Source organism: Streptomyces sp. NBC_00045 (assembly GCF_045041095.1).
GTDB lineage: Bacteria > Actinomycetota > Actinomycetes > Streptomycetales > Streptomycetaceae > Streptomyces.
This window is the reverse complement of the sequence record NZ_CP108271.1, coordinates 920,961-938,611: the sequence shown is the minus strand read 5'-3', so window position 1 is coordinate 938,611 and position 17,651 is coordinate 920,961. Positions and strand designations below refer to the sequence as shown.

General features: G+C 74.6%; 15 protein-coding genes and 2 pseudogenes. 10 read left to right on the top strand and 7 right to left on the bottom strand.

Features of this window, described 5'->3' with window-relative positions; translation table 11 throughout:
- Positions 1-197: 197 nt before the first annotated feature.
- Entirely contained in the window at positions 198-1,613 is a 1,416-nt protein-coding gene (locus OHA65_RS04540; RefSeq protein ID WP_405761272.1) for an amidase, read from the bottom strand.
- A gap of 130 nt (positions 1,614-1,743) precedes the next feature.
- On the opposite strand from OHA65_RS04540, the gene OHA65_RS04535 reads away from it, so the two are divergent.
- The 8 genes from OHA65_RS04535 (at position 1,744) to OHA65_RS04500 (ending at position 10,507) form a co-directional block, all read left to right on the top strand.
- Complete coding sequence (locus tag OHA65_RS04535; RefSeq protein WP_327281776.1) at positions 1,744-2,346, top strand: TetR/AcrR family transcriptional regulator; 603 nt, start codon at positions 1,744-1,746, stop codon at positions 2,344-2,346.
- Between the two features lie 74 nt (positions 2,347-2,420).
- Positions 2,421-2,708, top strand: coding sequence for a DUF6225 family protein (locus tag OHA65_RS04530; RefSeq protein WP_327281775.1), 288 nt, complete (start codon positions 2,421-2,423; stop codon positions 2,706-2,708).
- 132 nt (positions 2,709-2,840) lie between these two features.
- On the top strand, positions 2,841-3,593 hold the full coding sequence (locus OHA65_RS04525) for a MarR family transcriptional regulator (protein ID WP_371645830.1): 753 nt from the start codon (positions 2,841-2,843) through the stop codon (positions 3,591-3,593).
- Positions 3,551-4,327, top strand: a complete 777-nt coding sequence (locus OHA65_RS04520) for a DUF4037 domain-containing protein (protein ID WP_327285986.1) — start codon at positions 3,551-3,553, stop codon at positions 4,325-4,327. Before OHA65_RS04525 ends, OHA65_RS04520 begins: the two co-directional genes overlap by 43 nt.
- Positions 4,328-4,466: 139 nt before the next feature.
- Positions 4,467-5,306 (top strand): alpha/beta hydrolase, encoded by an 840-nt coding sequence (locus tag OHA65_RS04515; protein WP_327281774.1) that lies wholly within the window; start codon positions 4,467-4,469, stop codon positions 5,304-5,306.
- Positions 5,307-5,405: 99 nt separating this feature from the next.
- The gene (gltD, locus tag OHA65_RS04510; protein WP_329312678.1) at positions 5,406-7,028 is read left to right on the top strand and encodes a glutamate synthase small subunit; all 1,623 of its coding nucleotides are present in this window, start codon (positions 5,406-5,408) and stop codon (positions 7,026-7,028) included.
- Positions 7,029-7,112: 84 nt separating this feature from the next.
- Complete coding sequence (locus OHA65_RS04505) at positions 7,113-9,128, top strand: prolyl oligopeptidase family protein (protein ID WP_405761268.1); 2,016 nt, start codon at positions 7,113-7,115, stop codon at positions 9,126-9,128.
- A 74-nt stretch (positions 9,129-9,202) separates the two neighbouring features.
- Complete coding sequence (locus OHA65_RS04500; protein ID WP_328761648.1) at positions 9,203-10,507, top strand: MFS transporter; 1,305 nt, start codon at positions 9,203-9,205, stop codon at positions 10,505-10,507.
- Between the two features lie 29 nt (positions 10,508-10,536).
- Here the strand turns inward: OHA65_RS04500 and OHA65_RS04495 are convergent, their stop codons facing one another.
- From OHA65_RS04495 to OHA65_RS04485, 3 genes are all read right to left on the bottom strand, one after another.
- Positions 10,537-10,734 carry a hypothetical protein gene (locus tag OHA65_RS04495; protein WP_327281770.1) on the bottom strand — a complete coding sequence of 66 codons (198 nt, stop codon included), beginning with the start codon at positions 10,732-10,734 and terminating at the stop codon, positions 10,537-10,539.
- Positions 10,735-10,825: 91 nt separating this feature from the next.
- A complete protein-coding gene (locus OHA65_RS04490) occupies positions 10,826-11,488 on the bottom strand; it encodes a hypothetical protein (RefSeq protein ID WP_327281769.1) in 663 nt (220 codons plus the stop codon).
- A gap of 81 nt (positions 11,489-11,569) precedes the next feature.
- The gene (locus OHA65_RS04485; protein ID WP_327281768.1) at positions 11,570-11,989 is read right to left on the bottom strand and encodes a hypothetical protein; all 420 of its coding nucleotides are present in this window, start codon (positions 11,987-11,989) and stop codon (positions 11,570-11,572) included.
- Between the two features lie 369 nt (positions 11,990-12,358).
- On the opposite strand from OHA65_RS04485, the pseudogene OHA65_RS04480 reads away from it, so the two are divergent.
- Positions 12,359-12,610, top strand: a pseudogene (locus OHA65_RS04480) (DUF885 family protein); the annotation flags it as partial.
- Positions 12,611-12,673: 63 nt separating this feature from the next.
- Positions 12,674-13,183: pseudogene (locus OHA65_RS04475) on the top strand (DUF885 family protein); the annotation flags it as partial.
- On the opposite strand, the gene OHA65_RS04470 reads toward OHA65_RS04475, so the two are convergent.
- From OHA65_RS04470 to OHA65_RS04460, 3 genes are all read right to left on the bottom strand, one after another.
- Positions 13,134-14,420, bottom strand: a complete 1,287-nt coding sequence (locus tag OHA65_RS04470) for a pyroglutamyl peptidase (RefSeq protein WP_328761640.1) — start codon at positions 14,418-14,420, stop codon at positions 13,134-13,136. The pseudogene OHA65_RS04475 and the gene OHA65_RS04470 sit on opposite strands and share 50 nt — an antisense overlap.
- A 91-nt stretch (positions 14,421-14,511) precedes the next feature.
- Entirely contained in the window at positions 14,512-15,429 is a 918-nt protein-coding gene (locus OHA65_RS04465) for a serine/threonine-protein kinase (RefSeq protein WP_405761264.1), read from the bottom strand.
- Positions 15,426-17,294 (bottom strand): ABC transporter ATP-binding protein, encoded by a 1,869-nt coding sequence (locus tag OHA65_RS04460; protein WP_405761261.1) that lies wholly within the window; start codon positions 17,292-17,294, stop codon positions 15,426-15,428. Before OHA65_RS04460 ends, OHA65_RS04465 begins: the two co-directional genes overlap by 4 nt.
- Positions 17,295-17,651: the final 357 nt, after the last annotated feature.

Below are 17,651 nucleotides of genomic sequence, written 5' to 3'. Positions count from 1 at the left end.
CCGCCGGGCCGTGACGCCGGGCCGTGACGCCGGGCCGTGACGCCGGGCCGTGACGCCGGGCCGTGACGCCGGGCCGTGACTCCGGGCCGTGACTCCGGGCCGTGACGCCGGGCCGTGCCGCCGGGCCGTGCCGCCGGGCCGTGACGTCAGGCCGTGACGGTCACCGGGGGCCGCCGGTGCTGCGGGCCGCTCCGGTCTCAGCCCCGCGGGTCCACCGGCGTGAGCACCCCGAGCCGGTCCTCGATCGCCTGGGCGGCGTCCAGGCACAGGTCCTCCCGGAATGCGCGCCCGACGATCTGAACCCCGCACGGAAGCCCGTCGACCACCCCCGTCGGCACGGCCACGGCCGGGACGCCCACGAAGCTGGTCACCGTGCACAGCCGCATGCCCGCCCCGACCCGGTCGCGGCCCGCCCGGTCGCGCGACTCCAGCCCCGGCTCGACCGGCGGCTCGGTGAACACGGGGCCGAGCAGCAGCGGGTACTCGTGCAGGAACTCCGCCCATGAGCGGCGGATGTTCAGCCAACGGCCCATCAGTTCCACGAGCTCGTCGCTGCTCGCGGGCGGGGTCTGCTCCATCATCATCGCCACGTACCGGTCCCCGCCCGCGCCGAGCAGCGTGCGCACCACCGGCCAGCTCCGGGCGAACTCGGTCACGGTGATCCGGCCGTACGCCTCCAGGGCTTCGGCCATGCGCGGTACGTCCGCCACCTCGCGGACCTCGTACCCCGCGTCGCGCAGCGCCCCGGCGGCGGCCGCCACGGCCGCGCGCACCGCGGGGTGGACGCCCTGACCGCCGGGATCGGCCACCACCGCGACCTTCACCGGTCCGGGCAGGGGTTCCCCGTACACGGGCACGGGCACGGCCCGCGGGTCGCGCGGATCGGTGCCGGCCAGTGCCTCGTACGCCAGCCGCAGGTCGCCCACCGACCGCGCCAGCGGCCCGTCGGTGACGAGCATCTGGGACGCCGGGCCGGGGTCGTCCGGGCCGAGGACGCGGTGGTCCGCCGGGAAGCGGCCCGTGGACGGCTTCAGCCCGGCCACCCCGCAGAACTGGGCCGGGATGCGCACCGATCCGCCCGAGTCGTTGCCGAGGCCGAGCGCCGCCATGCCCGTGGCGACGGCCACCGCGTCACCCCCGCTGCTGCCGCCCGGGGTCCGGGTGCGGTCCCACGGGTTGACCGTGTCGCCGTAGAGCTCGCTGCGCGTGTGCATCCCGGCCAGGATCAGGGTGGGTACGTTGGCGTGCCCGATCGGGATGGCCCCCGCCGCGCGCAGCCGAGCCACCGGCGGCGCATCGGCCGGGGCCACCAGATCGCGGAAGCGCGGGGTGCCGAAGGTGGTCGCCGCGCCCTCGACGGGGGTGGTCTCCTTCACCGTGAACGGCACACCCGCGAGCGGCCCCAGCAGCGCCCCTTCGGCCCGCAGCCGGTCGGTGCGGGCGGCGGCCGTACGTGCGCGCTCCGCCAGGAGCTGGGTCACCGCGTTCACCTGCGGGTTGACCTCGGCGATGCGCTCCAGGTGGCTGTCGACCAGCTCGACGGCCGACACGTCCGCGCGGCGTACGGCCCGCGCCAGCGCGGCGGCCGACAGTTTCCACAAAGGATCCGGCATGGCGCGAACCCTCTCCCTTCCCTGTTCCGATGCACTTGCATCGGAACATTAACCCGAGAACCGATGCGCATGCATCGAATAAACTCAGCCGCACGGCAGGAAGCCCTGCCGCGGGTGGGAGGAGACCGGGATGCCCAGGCAGGTGGATCACGACGGCCGACGCCGCCTCATCGCCGAGGCGGTCTGCCGGCTCGCCGACGAAAGCGGTCTCGAAGGCGTGACCCTGCGCGACGTCGCCGCCCGCGCGCAGGTCTCGATGGGCGCCGTGCAGCGGTGCTTCCGCACCAAGGACGAGATGCTCGTCTTCGCCCTCGGTTACGTCGGTGAGCGCATCGGCGAGCGCGTACGCGCCCGGCTCGTGCGGAGCCCGGCCCAGTCGGCCGGCACCGCACTGGGCCACGCGGCCACGGAGGTCTCCCTGCTGCGCGAGGAGCACCGGGCCGAGGCCAGGGTCTGGCTGGCCTTCGTCGCGCAGGCGGCCGTCAGCGAGCCGCTCGCCGAGACGCTGAAGGCGAACTACGCGGCCCTGCAAGAGTCGTTCACGCAGCTCATCGCAGAAGCCGCGGAGGACTCCGGCCGCTCCGCACCCCTCGATCCGCAGCGCGAGGCCCGCACCCTCCTCGCCCTCGCGGACGGTCTCACCGCACACGTCCTCATCGGACACCTCACCCCCCAGCAGGCGCAGGACGTGCTCCACGCGCACTTGGGCGGCCTCTGGACGCACTCCGGGTGAGTGTCGTCGCGTATGCGGGAAACCGACCGGCGTGCCGTGGCCATGGTGCACCCTCCGCGCTCTAATGTCGCCGCATGGCTGACACGTTCGATCACAATCCGCAGGTGTGGACCGCCGGCCGGCTCCGCGAGGCGCTGGCGGCACTGCCCGACGAGACCCCCATCCACATCGGCGTCGCAGACGGCCCCGGGGACTTCGAGGGCTACGGGGAGTACGTCCTCGTGGACGCCGAGCCGGTCGAGGTGGACCTCGAAGGCGAGGCCGACGCCGAGGGCGGCCACGGCGGCGAGGCGGGCCCCCGGGTCCAGTTCACGCTGTTCGCCGATGCCGTGGCCGGCGCCTACCACCTCGACCTGGACTGACCTCCCCGAGGCCGATGCCCCCGTCCGGCTCCCCTTCGGGGCCGGCCCAGGACCGGGCGGCGGCCGACGACGAGCCTGCCGTGCGCAACGTCCGAGGCCGCCGGGGCGAAGAGCCGCTTCCGGGCCGGATCGGTGCCCGTGTCCGCCGCCCCGCGGTCGACGTGGGCGGGCGCGCGGGCCGTCGTCGGGCGCACCAGCACGAGCAGCGAACGCAGCAGGAGGCCGGGGCGTAGCCGGCGAAGCGTCGGGTCGGTCGAGGAGCACCAGCCGGTGGACGAGCCGCGCCGCGTGCAGGGGCGGTCACGGTGGAACTCCACCTGTGTGGCGTCGAGTTCGCCGGACGCCCGACTCCACCCGACCGGCCTGCGGGCCCGGGTGCAGCTGCCCGACGCCGACCGGGCGGGCGAAACCGTCACTCCGGGTCGGTTCGGCGAAGCCCTCAAGCTCAACTCGGCGGGCACCACCGCCCTGCCCGACCGGCTGGAACGGCTGGGCCTGGTCCGCCGCCGCCGCGACGATCGCGACCGGCGCCGGGTCCTGCTGACGGTGGAGCAGCGGCCAACGACCCGGGCCGGCCCTTCTTCGGCCCGCTCACGGGCGGCCCGCTCGCCGGCGGCCCGGTCGATACGGCCGGGGATTCACCGCCTCCGAACTAGGCGTCGTGCAGAGCTACTTGACCGCGGGCCTGCCTGCCGCGGAGCCCGCCGAGGCGGCCCGAGCCGACCAGTTCCTAGCGGTGGGGGGCGCGGGCCCCTCCTCCCGACGGGGCGCCCGGCCGGAAAGCACTGGTCCGGCGCCGGGGCCGGTGCGAGACTCGCGTCGTGGAGACGATCATCAAGGACATGGCGCACCGCCTGGCCGGGGTACCCGGCGTGGTCGGTGTGATGCTCGGCGGGAGCCGGGCCCGCGGCGAGCACCGGCCCGGATCGGACTGGGACCTCGGGGTCTACTACCGCGGCGCTCCCGACCTCGCCGCACTGCGCGCGCTGGCCGGGCCCGAGGTGGACGTGGCCGCACCCGGCGGCTGGGGCCCCTGGGTCAACGGCGGCGCGTGGCTGCGGGTCGAGGGGAGCGCCGTCGACTGGATCCTGCGGGACCTGGACCGCGTCGGGCAGGTCTGGGAGGAGTGCCGCGAAGGCCGGTACGAGGTCGGCACCCAGGCCGGGCACCCGCTCGGGTTCTGGTCGCCCTGCTACGCGGGCGAGGTGGCGCTCGGCCGGGTGCTGGCCGATCCGACGGGCGAGCTGACGGACCTTCGGCGCCAGACCGCCGAATACCCCGAACCGCTGCGGGACGTGCTGACGGCAGCGGCGTGGGAGGCGGAGTTCCTGGTCGAGGGCGCGGCGAAGGGCGCTGCCCGGGGGGACGCCCTGTACGTCTCGCTGTGCCTGTCGCGGGCCGTCGGCGTCCTGGTGCAGGCGCTGTTCGCCGCGGACCGCCGCTGGTGCTTGAACGAGAAGGGCGCACTGGCCGTCGCCGAGACGCTGCCCGGCGCACCCGCCGGCTTCGGCCGGCGCGTCCGCGAGCTGCTGGGCGCGCCGGGCACCACCGGCGAGGCGCTGACGGCGACCGTCGCCGGGGCGCGGGACCTCGTCGCGCAGACCCGCGCCGCGCTGTAACCGGCGCGCCCGCCCCGCAGGCTCCCGCCCCGCAGGCCCCCGCCCCGCGGCCTCCCCGCGGGCCGGCTCCCCCCGGGCCGCCGGCCCGCGGGGAAAACCCGGTTGCCGGGTCCGGAAACCGCTGACAAGGTCGGGGCCCATGCCCACCTTCACCGCCTCCGACGGAACCGAGCTCGCCTATCGGGTGTCCGGGGACGGACCCCCGCTGGTCTGCCTCCCCGGCGGGCCGATGCGCGACGCCGCCTACTTGGGACGGCTCGGCGGGCTCGGCGCCCACCGGCAGCTGATCCTCCTGGACCTCCGGGGCACCGGCCGGTCGCAGACACCCGCCGACACCGCGACCTACCGCTGCGACCGGCAGGTCGACGACGTCGAGGCCCTGCGCGAGCACCTCGGCCTCGACCGGATGGACCTGCTCGCCCACTCGGCCGGCGCGAACCTCGCGGCCCTGTACGCCGGCCGCCACCCGGACCGGATCGCCAGCCTCGTCCTGCTCACTCCCAGCGTCATGGCCGTCGGCATCACCATCACCGGCGGGACCCGGCTCGACACCGCGCGGCTGCGCGGGGACGAGCCCTGGTACCCGGCGGCGTACGCGGCCCTGGAGGCCGTCGTCGCCGGCCGGGCGACCGCGGACAGCCGGCAGGCGATCGCCCCGTTCCTCCACGGGCGCTGGGACGACGCCGCCCGCCGCTTCGAGGCCGCCGACGACCTGCAGAAGAACGGCGAGGCCGCGGCCGCCTACGCCGCCGAGGGCGCCTTCGACCCGGCCGCCACCCGCACCGCCCTCGCGGGGTGCGGGGCACCCGTGCTCGTGCTCGCGGGCGAGTACGACGTATCGCTGCCGCCGTCCGCCGCGGCCGAGTACGCGGGGCTGTTCCCGCGGGCCCGCCTCGTCGTCCAGCCCGGAGCCGGCCACGCCCCCTGGCTCGACGACGCCGAACGGTTCCTGGCCGCCACCTCCGCCTTCCTGGGCTGAGGCCGCCCACGGGGAGCCCGGCCGCCGCCGGGAAGCCGCGCCCGAGGCGGCGTAGCCTGGTCTGACCGCCGTATCCGCCTGTGACCAGGGAGGCGGCGCATGACCGATCCGTACGGGTTCCTCAGGACCCCCCGCAACGCCGTCCCGTCGCGCCCCGCGGACCAGCGGCTCGGCGACTGGCGGGAGGTGCACGCCGGGCAGACGCTGCTGCCCGTGGTGTCCGAGCAGGCGAACCGCTGCATGGACTGCGGCGTCCCGTTCTGCCACGGCGGCTGCCCCCTGGGCAACCTCATCCCGGAGTGGAACGCTTACGCCGCGCACGGCGACTGGCGGGCCGCAGCCGAGCGGCTGCACGCCACCAACAACTTCCCCGAGTTCACCGGCCGGCTCTGTCCGGCGCCCTGCGAGGACTCCTGCGTACTGGCGATCAACGCCGACCCGGTGACCATCAAGAACGTCGAGGAGACCATCGCCGACCAGGCCTGGGAACGCGGCTACACGCCGCCGGCGCCGCCCGGCCGGCTCAGCGGGCAGACCGTCGCCGTCATCGGATCCGGCCCGGCCGGGCTCGCCGCGGCCCAGCAACTGACCCGGGCCGGGCACACCGTCGTCGTGTACGAGCGGGCCGACCGGATCGGCGGCCTGCTGCGCTACGGCATCCCCGCGTTCAAGATGGAGAAGGTGCACCTGGAGCGGCGGATCGCCCAGATGCGCTCCGAAGGCACCGTCTTCCGCACCGACGCAGACATCGGTGGCGCCATGGACGCGGCCGCCGTGCGCCGGCGCCATGACGCGGTCGTCGTCGCCGTCGGCGCCGCGGAGCGCCGGGAACTGCCCGCACCGGGCCGCGGGCTGCGCGGCATCCACCAGGCCATGGACTACCTGACCTGCGCGAACCGGGTCTGCGAGGGCGATCACGCGGCGCCCGCGATCACGGCCGAGGGCCGGCACGTGGTGATCGTCGGCGGCGGGGACACCGGCTCGGACTGCTTGGGCACCGCCCTGCGGCAGGGAGCGCTGTCGGTGGTCCAGCTCGACATCCGCCCGGAACCGGGCCCCGACCGGCCCGATGCCGAGCCCTGGCCGCTGGTGCACCCGCAGGTGTACCGGATCTCCCACGCCCACGAGGAGGCGCGCGGCCGCCACGGCTCCGACCCCCGGGTCTTCTCCAGCGCGACCATGCACTTCGAAGGCGACCCGGCCGGCCGGGTACGGGCCCTGCACCTGACGGCGGTGGAGCCCGCCGGGAGGCAGCCGATGCCGGGCACCGAGCGGGTGATCGAAGCCCAACTGGTCCTGCTGGCGCTCGGCTTCTCCGGCCCCGAGCGGAACTGCCGCCTCGGTGAACAGCTCGGGCTCGCCCGCGACGGCCGGGGGAACTTCGCCCGGGACGCGCACTACGCGGCCCTCGGTGAGCCACCGCCGCAGGGTGCCGGGGAACCGCCGCCCCCGCACGCACAGGCTCCGTGCGCCAAGGCGCCGCCCTGGGCCGAGGCCCCGACCGCGGGCGTGCCACCGGCCTGGGGCGCGCCACCGGCCCGGTCCCCGCTCCGCCGGCCCGACGGGGTCTTCGTGGCCGGCGACGCCGGGCGCGGCCAGTCCCTGGTGGTGTGGGCCATCGCGGAGGGCCGGGCCGCGGCCGCCGCCGTGGACCGCTACCTCACCGGCTCAACGGCCCTGCCCGCCCCCGTCGGCGCCCACGACCGGCCGCTGTCCGCATGACCGGCCCGCCCCGGGAGCGGGCCCGGCGCGCCCGCTTCGACGGGAGCGGCTCCGGCGGGCCCCGCGGGGCGGCACAATCGGGGGGTGACTGCTGAAGATCCTTTCCTGTGGCTGGAAGACGTCGAGGGCGGGGCCGCGCTGGCCTGGGTGGGGGAGCGCAACGCCGAGACCGCCGCCGCGCTCACCGGCGACCCGCGCTTCGAAGCGCTGCGCGACGAACTGCGCGAGGTCCTCGACGACGCCGACCGCATCCCGTACACCGTCCGCCGCGCCGCGCACCTCTACAACTTCTGGCGCGACGCGGACCGCCCGAAGGGCGTGTGGCGGCGTACGACGCTGGAGCAGTACCGCAAGGACGATCCCGCCTGGGAGGTGCTCCTCGACGTCGACGCCCTCGCGGCGCAGGAGGGCGAGGAGTGGGTGTGGGCCGGAGCCCGGGTGCGGTACCCGGACTACCGCAGGGCGCTGGTCCAGCTGTCCCGGGACGGATCCGACGCCGTCGTGGTCCGCGAGTTCGACCTCGCGGAGCGGGCCTTCGTCGAGGGCGGCTTCGAGGTCGCGGAGGCGAAGACGCGGATCGGCTGGATCGACGAGGACACGGTCTTCCTCGGCACCGACTTCGGAGCGGGCTCGCTGACCGCCTCCGGCTACCCCCGTACGGTCCGGCGCTGGCGCAGGGGCACCCCCGTCGCGGACGCCGGGGTCGTCTTCGAGGCAGAGGCCGGTGACGTGTCCGCCGCCGGCTGGCACGACGCGACCCCCGGCCACGAGCGCGACTTCGTCTCCCGCTCCACCGACTTCTTCCACCACGAGCTGTACCTGCTCGCCGACGGCGACCGGCTCGTCAGGATCGACGTGCCGGACGACGCCGGGAAGTACGCGTACCGGCAGTGGCTGGTCGTCACCCCGAAGACCCCCTGGCTGGGACACCCGGCCGGCTCGCTCCTCGCCTTCGACTTCGACGCGTTCCTCGCCGGGGACCGCACCGCGCACGTGCTGTTCGCGCCGGACGAGCGCACCGCGCTGGCCGGCCACAGCTGGACCCGCCACCACCTGATCCTGGAGACGCTGGCCGACGTCGCCACCCGCATCGAGGTCCTCACCCCCGGCCCGGAGGGCTGGAGCCGCCGTCCGCTGGCGGACGTGCCGGCGCTGTCCTCGGCCACCGTCACCGACACCGACCCGGACGTCAGCGACGAGTACTTCCTCGACATCGACGGCTACCTGCAGCCCTCCACCCTCGCGTACGGGCACATCGGCGCCGACTCCGAGCCGATCAAGCAGGCCCCCGCCCGGTTCGACGCCCGCGCACTGTCGGTCCGCCAGTTCTTCGCGACCTCCGCCGACGGCACCCGGGTCCCGTACTTCGTCGTCGGCCCCGCCGGCCAGGACCAGCCCGGCCCCGCGCTCCTCTACGGGTACGGCGGCTTCCGCGACCAGCAGACCCCCGGCTACAACGCGCTGACCGGCCGCGCCTGGCTCGCCCGCGGAGGCACGTACGCGGTCGCCAACATCCGCGGCGGCTCCGAGTACGGCCCCGCCTGGCACCGGGCCGCCCTCGGCGCGAACCGGGTACGGGCCTTCGAGGACTTCGCCGCCGTCGCCGCCGACCTCACCGCCCGGGGCATCACCACCCCCGACCGGCTCGGCATCACGGGCGCCAGCAACGGCGGCCTCCTCATGGGCGCGATGCTCGTCCGCCACCCGGAGCTCTTCGGTGCGGTCGTCGCGAAGGTGCCGCTCCTGGACATGCTCCGCTACCACCGCCTGCTCGCCGGGGCCTCCTGGGTCGCCGAGTACGGGGACCCCGACAGCGAAGCCGACCGGCCCCACCTCGAAGACCTCTCCCCCTACCACAACCTCTCCGCGGACCGGCCCTACCCGCCCCTGCTGCTGATGACCTCCACCCGCGACGACCGCGTCCACCCCGGCCACGCCCGCAAGACGGCCGCCCGGCTGCGGGAACTGGGCCACCGGGTGCTCTTCCACGAGAACACCGGCGGCGGACACGGCGGAGCCAGCGACAACGAACAGGCCGCCGTCAACCACGCCCTCGCCTACACCTTCCTCTGGCAGCACCTGGGCGCCGGCGCGAGCTGACCGGACCCGGCCGCGCCCGAGCACCGGGAAAACCCGTTGCCCGGGCGCGGGCGGGTCACGCACGATGATCCGTCGTGAGTACCACCCGCCTGTCCGGCCTGCTTCCCGACCTCGCCCCGTGGCGTTCGAGCCGTGATTTCCGGCTGCTCTTCTTCCAGGGCGCCGTCACGTTCTTCGGCTCCTTCATGGCGATGATCGCCCTCCCGCTCCAGATCAAGCACCTGACGGACTCGCCGCTCGCGGTCGGTGCGATGGGTGCGGTGGAACTGGTCCCGCTGGTCGTCTTCGGCCTGTACGGCGGGGCCCTCGCCGACGCGCTCGACCGGCGGCGGCTGATCCTGCTGAGCGAGGCCGGACTCGGGGCGCTGGCCCTCGTGCTGCTCGTGAACTCCCTGCTGCCGAGCCCGATGCTGTGGCCCCTGTACGTGGTCGCGGCCGGCGTCTCGGCGCTAGCCGGGCTGCAGCGCCCCGCCCTGGACTCGATGATGGCCCGGATCGTGCCGCACGAGCAGCAGACCGCGGCCGCCGCGCTCAACGCGCTGCGCTACCAGATCGGTGCGATCGCCGGACCGGCGCTCGCCGGCCTGGTCGTCGCCTACGCCGGCTACCCGGCCGCCTACGGAGTCACCGTCGGCGGCTTCGCAGTGTCCGTCGCGCTGTGCACCAGGCTGTCCCCGGCACCTCCGTCGCCCGACTCGGAACGGCCCTCGCTGCGCGCGATCGCCGAGGGCGCGCGCTACGCGTGGAGCCGGCCGGTGCTCCTCGGCACCTACGCGGTGGACCTGGCGGCGATGTTCTTCGCCTTCCCCAACACGATCTTCCCGTTCCTCGCGGACGAGCTGGACGCCGTGTGGGCGCTGGGCCTGATGTACTCGGCGGGCGCCGTGGGCTCCCTCGTCCTCGGGATGACCAGCGGCTGGACCTCACGGGTACGGCGGCACGGGCTGTTCGTGGTGTGCGGAGCCGCGGTCTGGGGTGCGGCGATCGCGGCGGCCGGCTGGTTCACCGACATCCGGGTGGTGCTCGTCTGCCTGGCGGTCGCGGGCGCCGGCGACATGCTGAGCGGCCTGGGCCGGGCGACGATCTGGAACCAGACCATCCCCGAGGAGCTGCGCGGGCGGCTGGCGGGCATCGAGGTGCTGTCGTACAGCGTGGGTCCGCAGCTGGGCCAGGTCCGCGCGGGCACCGTCGCGGGCTGGACGGGCACCCGGCCGGCGTTCTGGAGCGGCGGCCTGATGTGCGTGGCGGCGGTCGCGGCCCTGTCCGCGCTGCTGCCGAAACTGGTGACCTACGACGCGGAGACGGACGAGGACGCGCTGCGCCGCCGCGCGGCGAAGCGGGCGGACCACCCGGACGCCACCCCCGCACCCGCCGCGTGAGGAACGACCCGCGCCCGGGCACCGGCCGCCTAGCCCGGCGGCCGGTGCCCGGGCGAGGGGTTGCGGTCATGGCGGGCCGGCGGGCGGTCGGCGGGTTCCGGCCGGGACGGCGGGCCCACGACGTACTGGTTCTCGACGAGGTGCTCGTAGATCTCGAAATCGACGGCCTGCCAGTGCCCCATGTCGCCGTGGACGGCCCGGAACTGGGCCGGAGTCGGACTTGCCACTGTTCCCACCTCTGCTCGGAGGCTCGCTCCCTACGACGCTAGAGCACTTCCCGAACCCGTGCACTCCCTGAAGGCGCTGCGCCCACCGGTCCTAAGCGGCGGGGACGGACTCGGCCGAGAGGCCGGCCAGGTCCAGTGCGCGGTGCATGGCGGGCAGGTCCCAGGGCTCGTCCCGGTCCTCGTCACCGGCGGCGCCCGCGGCGGCGACCAGCGAATCCAGCTCCCGCGGCGCCAGCCGGTACTCCTCGGCGGCGTCCAGGAGCTCCTGTGCGGCCCGGCCGTGTCCGGCCAGCAGGTCGAGGACCTCCCCGCGTTCCGCGAAGCGGTGCATACCGCAGTCCAAGCCGTCGTCCGAGAGGTCTTCCGGATACGGCGCGCGGGCCCAGGCGCCGTTCTCGTACCAGTAGACGCAGCCCAGCTCCCAGCTCCCGACCAGCTCGCGCAGCGTCTCGTACGGGAGCCAGTCCGGGCCCTGAGCCAGCACGTCCACGCGGGGCTCGTGCCACTTGACGCCGCTCGACTCGTCCTCGCCGTAGAGCACGAAGCGGCCCCGGCCCATCCGGGCCAGGGCCCACCACGTGCAGCCGGCGTCGTCGAGACGGAGTGCGCCGGCGTCGATCCAGTGGCCGGTGCGGTGGACCCCGCGGCCCTCCGCCGCCGTCGTCGCCTCAAGTACGGCGACCAACGCCCAGCGGGCCCAGAGGAGTTCCGCTGCGGGCAGGTCCTGGGGCCGGCCCGGCCGATGAATCGTCATGCTGTCCGTGCTCCCCGTGCCGGTGACGTACGCGTACCGGCACGAGGGTATCGGCGATGTCAGGATGCCGCCGCCACACCGTCAGGGCTTCGTCGTCCGCGGGACGTCGGTGCACAGGGCCCACACCACGAAGACGCCGATGGCGATGGCGATGATCGACCAGACCGGCTGGTACGGCAGCCACATGAAGTGGAAGATCACGTACAGGCAGGTCAGTGCGATACCGGTGATCCGGCCCGCCTCCGAACCCTTGAGGATCGCCGCACCGGCCACGAGTACGAGGATGCCGACGATGAGGTGGATCCAGCCCCAGGTCGTGAGGTCGAACTTGAAGGTGTAGTTACCGATGTGCTGGTACACCTCGTCATTGGCAATGGCGACGATGCCCTCGATGATGGCGAACACGCCGCCGACGATCATCAGGACACCTGCGAACATCGTGCCGCCCGCCGCCCAGCCGCTGCTGGTACTGCGAGGCGTGGTACTCGGCGTGCTGCTCATCGCGCCGCCTCTCTCTCGGGTGCGGGACCCGGGTCCGCACGTCACGTCACGTCGGTCCCGTACACCATTTAGCGCACCACTCCCGTGGGGGCGCACGTCGGGGCGTGACGGCCCGGCGCGCAGAGCGTGAGCGGACGGGAGGGCGGCGGTGTGCGGCCTCGCGCGCCCGCCGGCGGCCGCGCGAGGCCGGCCAAAGACCCGGTCCGGGGCGTGCCCGGGGGAGGCACTGGGCAGTACCCCGGGCATGTTGAGGCCGCAGCATGAGCTGCCCCGCCAGATCTCCGACGCGCACGTCGACGCCCTGGTCGCGCTCGACCCGATCACCGGCACCTAACCGAGCCCGCGCGCGGGACCCTCGTACGGCTCGCCGTGGCCGAGGCCGCGCCACGGCCGCCCGGCGCGGGCACCGCCGACGTCGAAAGGCGGTGCACACGGCTGCTGCGGGAGCGCCTCGACGCGGAACTCGCCCAGTACGAAGCCGGCGAACACCTGCGCGCGGTGAACAGCATCTCCTCGCCCCGGCACCGGGTGCGCAAGGTCTTCGCGGTGATGCCGACCCGGACGCCCGAGGACTGGGCGGCGATCGCGCAGCGGCTGCGGGCCGTGCCCGAATGCCCGGACGGCCACCGGGCCTCCCTCGCCGAGGGCGTGGGCCGCGGAACGGCCGCGGCGCCGCGCCAGCACTGGACGTTCCTCGCGGACGGTCTCTCCCGCTACCAGACGAAGGTCGCCAAGGTGAGCGCCACCACCGAGGGCTGGGCCCTGTACGCCGAACGCCTCATGGACGAGCTGGGGTTCCTCACCGACCCCGCGCACCGGCTGGGCCACCTCGACGCCCAGATGGTGCGCGCCCTGCGGGTGATCGTCGACATCGGCATGCACCTGCGGCTGCGCATCCCCGCCGGCTCGCCGTTGCGGCCGGGAGAACGCTGGACGCCCGCACTGGCGCGGGAGTTCCTCGGCCGCTACTCCAGCCGGCCCGCTGCCCGTCTGGACAGCGAGGTGATCCGCTATCTGGGTAGGCCCGGCCAGGCCGTCTCGTACAAGCTCGGCGAACGGGCCTGGCTGGAGGGGCGGGAGCGGGCCCGGGCCGGGCAGGGCGCGGGTTTCGACCTCAAACGGTGGCGGATCACGGGTCAGGGGATCACGGGCGGGCCGCGGTGTGTTCGAGGACGGTTCGGACCTCCGCGGTGATCGCGCTCTCGTTGCGCTCGAAGTCGGGGCCCGTCAGCAGGGCCGGGTCCGCCGGGAGGCCGGTGAGGACGGGGGTGTGCAGGTGGCCGCCGGGCAGCTGCGGGGCGAGGTCGCCGCGGAGGCGGTTGGAGCGGTAGGCCACCTCGTTGGACAGGTAGCCGCCCCCGCCGCCCGCCACGGCCCGCGAACCCGGCGTCGGGCCGTCGGAGCGGTCCACGGAGGCGGTGGCGCCCGCCGGGATCTCGGTGACGGCGGTGTTGAGGAGCACCGGGTACGGGCTCTGCACGGCGCCGGTCGCCGCGTCGGTCGGGAGCGTGGTCCGGATGAACTCCGCGCCCGGGGCGAGGCCGGGAGCGGTCACCGGGTGCTCGCGGGTGCCGCCGGAGAGGGAGCCGGTGTTGTCGGGGTACGGGTCCGCCGACCGGGAACGGCCCGCCCAGGCCTCCAGGGTGAAGATGCCGGGGTAGCCCTGGCTGATGGTGGTGATGACGTCCGCCGCGCCGCGGCCGCCGGCCAGGCGCGGCGTGAAGGCCCGCTCCACGATGCCGGCGTCGAAGTCCGCGTACCGCACGGGCAGGACGACGGCGCGGATCTCGGCGGGGCTGCCGTCGGCGAGGGTGATGCGGCGCCCGTTGAGCTGGAGGGCGGCGGAACCGGAGGGGTTGGCGCGGCGCAGTTCGCCGTCGAGCCCGAACGGGTCGAAGCCGCTGATGAAGACGCGCCGTACGCCCGGCGCCGGCCGGAAGGCGTTGTCCGTGAGGCCGCGGGAAGCGTCCTCGAAGCGGGTGCGCAGCGCGGGGGCGTCGAGGGGGAACCCCGGTTGCCAGCGGGCGAGCGCGGTGGTCATGGCCAGCCGGGTCCAGTACAGCGGCCGGTCGTCCCCGGCGGCGAGGTCACCGCCGGGCCGCTGCCCCTGGGCGCGGCGCACGGCGGCCTGCCAGAGGGCCCCGCCCCAGTCGTCGAGCAGCCGCCCGGCCTCGGCGGCGCTGCGGGCGGTGCACAGCGCGGCGGGGAAGCGCCGGACGAAGTCCCCGAATCCGGCGCGCTCGACGAGCGCCGTGGTCCGGGCGTCCGCGAGCCGCGCCTGCTCGGGGTCGGGGGGTGTGGCGAGGGCGGGTGCGGGGGCCGCGGTGCGGCACGGCGTGGCCCCGTCCGCGTGCGCGGGCGCGGTGACGGCCAGGGGAAGGACGGTGGTGAGGAGGGCCGTGACGGACGCGGCGCGTCGTAAGAGCATCATGCAATGTGACATTACATAGACGCTGTCACCCCCACCAGACGCCCTCGTACGGCCATGGCCCGTTCCGGTCGCTCCGGTACGGCGCTCCCGCTCACTCCGGCACGGGGGTGTCGCGCCGCCGCCGGCGCAGCGTCGCGTCGAGCGCGGCGGACAGTTCGGACACCGTGGGCCGGGCCGCGGGATCGGGGCGCAGGCAGCCGTCGATGGCCGCCGCCAGGGCACGGGGCAACCGGCGCCGGGCGGTGACGGGCGGAGCCGGTCCTTCGAGCTGCGGGTACCAGTCGTCGGCCGCGTCCCGGCTCCCGGAGGCCCCGCCCCCGCCCGCGCCCGTGTTCGTGTCCAAGGTCTCGCCGGGGTCGAACGGGACCTCCCCGGTGGCCACTTCGTACAGCGTGACGCCGATGCCCCAGACGTCGGCCGCAGCCGACAGCAGGCCCCCGCACGCCTGTTCGGGGGCCATGTAGCCGAACGTGCCGACCCCCGCGGGGGCGGTGCCGGGAGCGCGGGCGACGCTGAGGTCGAGCACCTTCGCGTGACCGCCGTCCACCACGACGTTCGACGGCTTGAGGTCCAGGTGCAGCAGCCCCTGCCCGTGCAGGTAGTGCACCGCGGAGCACAACTGCACGCCGAGGACGGCCACGTCCTCGGCGCCCGCCCGCCGCGGCAGCCGGTCGACGAGGTGCGACAGCGTCTCGCCCGTCAACGTCTCCAGCACCACCAGCGGCTCGGGCGACTCCAAGGTCTCGTACGCGCGTACCAGGTGCGGATGCGTGAAGCGCCGGAGCCAGCGGCCCTCGCGGACGAGCCGGTCGGCCAGCCGTGCTTCGCCCCGGCGGTCCGGGCGCAGCACCTTCACCACGCACCGGCAGTCCCGCTCTTCGCTCCAGGCGTCGTACAGGTCGAGCCAGCCGGTCCGGGCCAGGTGCGCCAGGACCTCGTACCCGGGCGCCGGGGCCGTGCCGGGCGCGAGGAGCGGGGCGGGAGGCCGGGCGATGGCAGCAGTGCTCATGACAGCACCTTCAGCGGGGAGTCGGCCTTGGCGGGGCCGGGGCCGGGGCCGGGCGCGCCGCCGTTCACCCGGTGCAGGCGGGCGTAAGGGCCGTCGCGTACGAGCAGCTCTTCGTGCGTGCCGGACTGCGCCACCCGGCCCCGGTCCAGCACCACCGTGGACGTCGCGTCGCGGACGGTGAGCAGGTTGTGGGAGATCACGATGGTCGTCCGGCCGGCCATCAGCCGGCGCAGCGGCTCCATGATCCGGCGGCCCGACTCGGCGTCCAGACCGGTGGTCGGTTCGTCCAGGAGCAGTACGGGCGCGTCCCGGACCATCGCACGGGCGATCGCCAGGCGCTGGGCCTGACCGCCGGACAGGGTCCGGCCCCGTTGGCCCACGACGGTGTCGTAGCCCTCGGGGAGCAGCCGGATGAACCCGTCGGCATCGGCCGCACGCGCGGCCGCGACGATGTCCGCCTCCGTCGCGCCGGGCCGGCCGTACGCGATGTTCTCCCGGACCGTGCCGTGGAAGACGAGCGTCTCCTGGAGCACCACCGCGACGTTCTCCCGCAGTTCGGACAGTCGCAGTTCCCGCAGATCGGTGCCGTCGAGGAGCACCGCCCCCCGGTCCGGGTCGTAGAAGCGCAGTTGCAGCTTGCCGACCGTGGACTTGCCGGCGCCGCTCGCCCCGACCAGCGCCAGCGTGGCACCCGGCTCGACGCGGAACGACACGTCGCGCAGGGACCACCGCGCCGTGCCCGGATAGCGGAAGGAGACGCCGCGGAACTCGACATTGCCCCGGGCGCGCCCGATCCTCCGGGCACGGGCGGCTTCCACCTCGACGACCTGGGGACGCTGGTCGAGCAGTTCGATGATCCGCTCGGCCGACGCGGACGCCGCGTAGAACGTGTTGGTGAGCTGGGACAGGTCGCGGATCGGACTGTAGAGCTTGCCCAACAGCGCGACGAAGACCAGCAGTCCGCCCAGCGTGAGCTGCCCCTGCGCCAGCTTCCAGGTACCCAGGGCCAGCACGGCCAGCGCACCGGTCAGCTCGATCACCTCGACGATCGGGCCGTACACGGAGCGGATGCGGGCCGAGACCATCGCCGCCCGGAACCGGCCCGTGCTCTCGCGGGCGAACCGGCCCTCCTCCGTCCCCTGTCGGTTGTACGCCTGCACCAGCGCGATGTTGCCGAGCGACTCCTCGGCTATCGCGCTGATCGAGCCGCTGCGCCGGCGCCGCTCGCGGGACGCGGCCTTGACCAGCCGGGAGAAGCGCCGGGCCGCGCCCCAGAAGAGCGGCACGATCACGAGCGCGAGGAGGGTCAAGTCCCAGCGCAGGTAGAAGAGCAGGCCGAGGAAGACGCCCAACCGGATCACGTGGTAAAGGCCGTTGGCCACGCCCGACAGGAGGAACGTCTCGATCGCGTCGACGTCGCCGGTGATGCGGGACAGTACGTCTCCCAGTCGCCGGCGCTCGAAGAAGCCGAGCGAGAGGCCCTGGACGTGCCGGTAGACGTCCGCGCGCAGGGCCAGCAGAAAACGCTCGCCGACCCACGTGGACATCACGTCGTCGGCGAACTCCAGAACGCCCGAGAAGAGCACCAGGCCCAGATAGGCCAGCGCGATCCACAGGAACGGGCGCAGATCGCGCGGAACGAGTACCTCGTCCACCACGACCTTGAAGAGCCAGATCTCGGCCGCGTCGATCAGCGGGCCGATCGTGCTGAAGAGGAGGATCGGGACGAGCCAGCGCCGGCCGCCACGGGTGTAGGGCCAGAACCGCCGGAACGCCTCGCGCGGGGTGACGGGCGGGGCGGCGGCGACGACCGAGTCGGGGTCGTCCGCCACCGACAGCAGCCGCCGCACGGCATGCCGCGCCACGTGTCTCATCGTCGCGTTCCTGAACGATCGGCGGCCGGGCGGACCGCGGGGGCGGATCCGCTCAGCCGTCCTCGGCGGTCACCAGCCGTGACCGTGGTTTCCGTTGTTGCCGTGGTCAGTGTGACGGCGGCGACGGTGACGGCGCCTCTCGGTGCTGTCGTGGGTCCCCGAGGTCATGTCCCTCTTTCCGTGACGGCGGTGTTTTGCAGGGATGAGGTGAGTGAAGATCGCCATGAGTTTCCTTCCTGGAGAGACTTCCACAGGGGCATACGCTCCAGAGCGCTCGGGGGATTGCCCTTCGCGGAAATTTCTCGGTCGCACGTCCCTCCCGGCCGCCGGTACCGCGGCGCGGACAGC

Excerpts from the sequence above, each read along its gene's own strand:
- OHA65_RS04530 (WP_327281775.1), top strand. The coding sequence starts at position 2,421 with ATGGCTGACACGTTCGATCACAATCCGCAGGTGTGGACCGCCGGCCGG.
- OHA65_RS04465 (WP_405761264.1), bottom strand. The coding sequence starts at position 15,429 with ATGAGCACTGCTGCCATCGCCCGGCCTCCCGCCCCGCTCCTCGCGCCC.
- OHA65_RS04515 (WP_327281774.1), top strand. The coding sequence starts at position 4,467 with ATGCCCACCTTCACCGCCTCCGACGGAACCGAGCTCGCCTATCGGGTG.
- gltD (WP_329312678.1), top strand. The coding sequence starts at position 5,406 with ATGACCGATCCGTACGGGTTCCTCAGGACCCCCCGCAACGCCGTCCCG.
- OHA65_RS04535 (WP_327281776.1), top strand. The coding sequence starts at position 1,744 with ATGCCCAGGCAGGTGGATCACGACGGCCGACGCCGCCTCATCGCCGAG.
- OHA65_RS04485 (WP_327281768.1), bottom strand. The coding sequence starts at position 11,989 with ATGAGCAGCACGCCGAGTACCACGCCTCGCAGTACCAGCAGCGGCTGG.
- OHA65_RS04470 (WP_328761640.1), bottom strand. The coding sequence starts at position 14,420 with ATGATGCTCTTACGACGCGCCGCGTCCGTCACGGCCCTCCTCACCACC.
- OHA65_RS04520 (WP_327285986.1), top strand. The coding sequence starts at position 3,551 with ATGGCGCACCGCCTGGCCGGGGTACCCGGCGTGGTCGGTGTGATGCTC.
- OHA65_RS04490 (WP_327281769.1), bottom strand. The coding sequence starts at position 11,488 with ATGACGATTCATCGGCCGGGCCGGCCCCAGGACCTGCCCGCAGCGGAA.
- OHA65_RS04540 (WP_405761272.1), bottom strand. The coding sequence starts at position 1,613 with ATGCCGGATCCTTTGTGGAAACTGTCGGCCGCCGCGCTGGCGCGGGCC.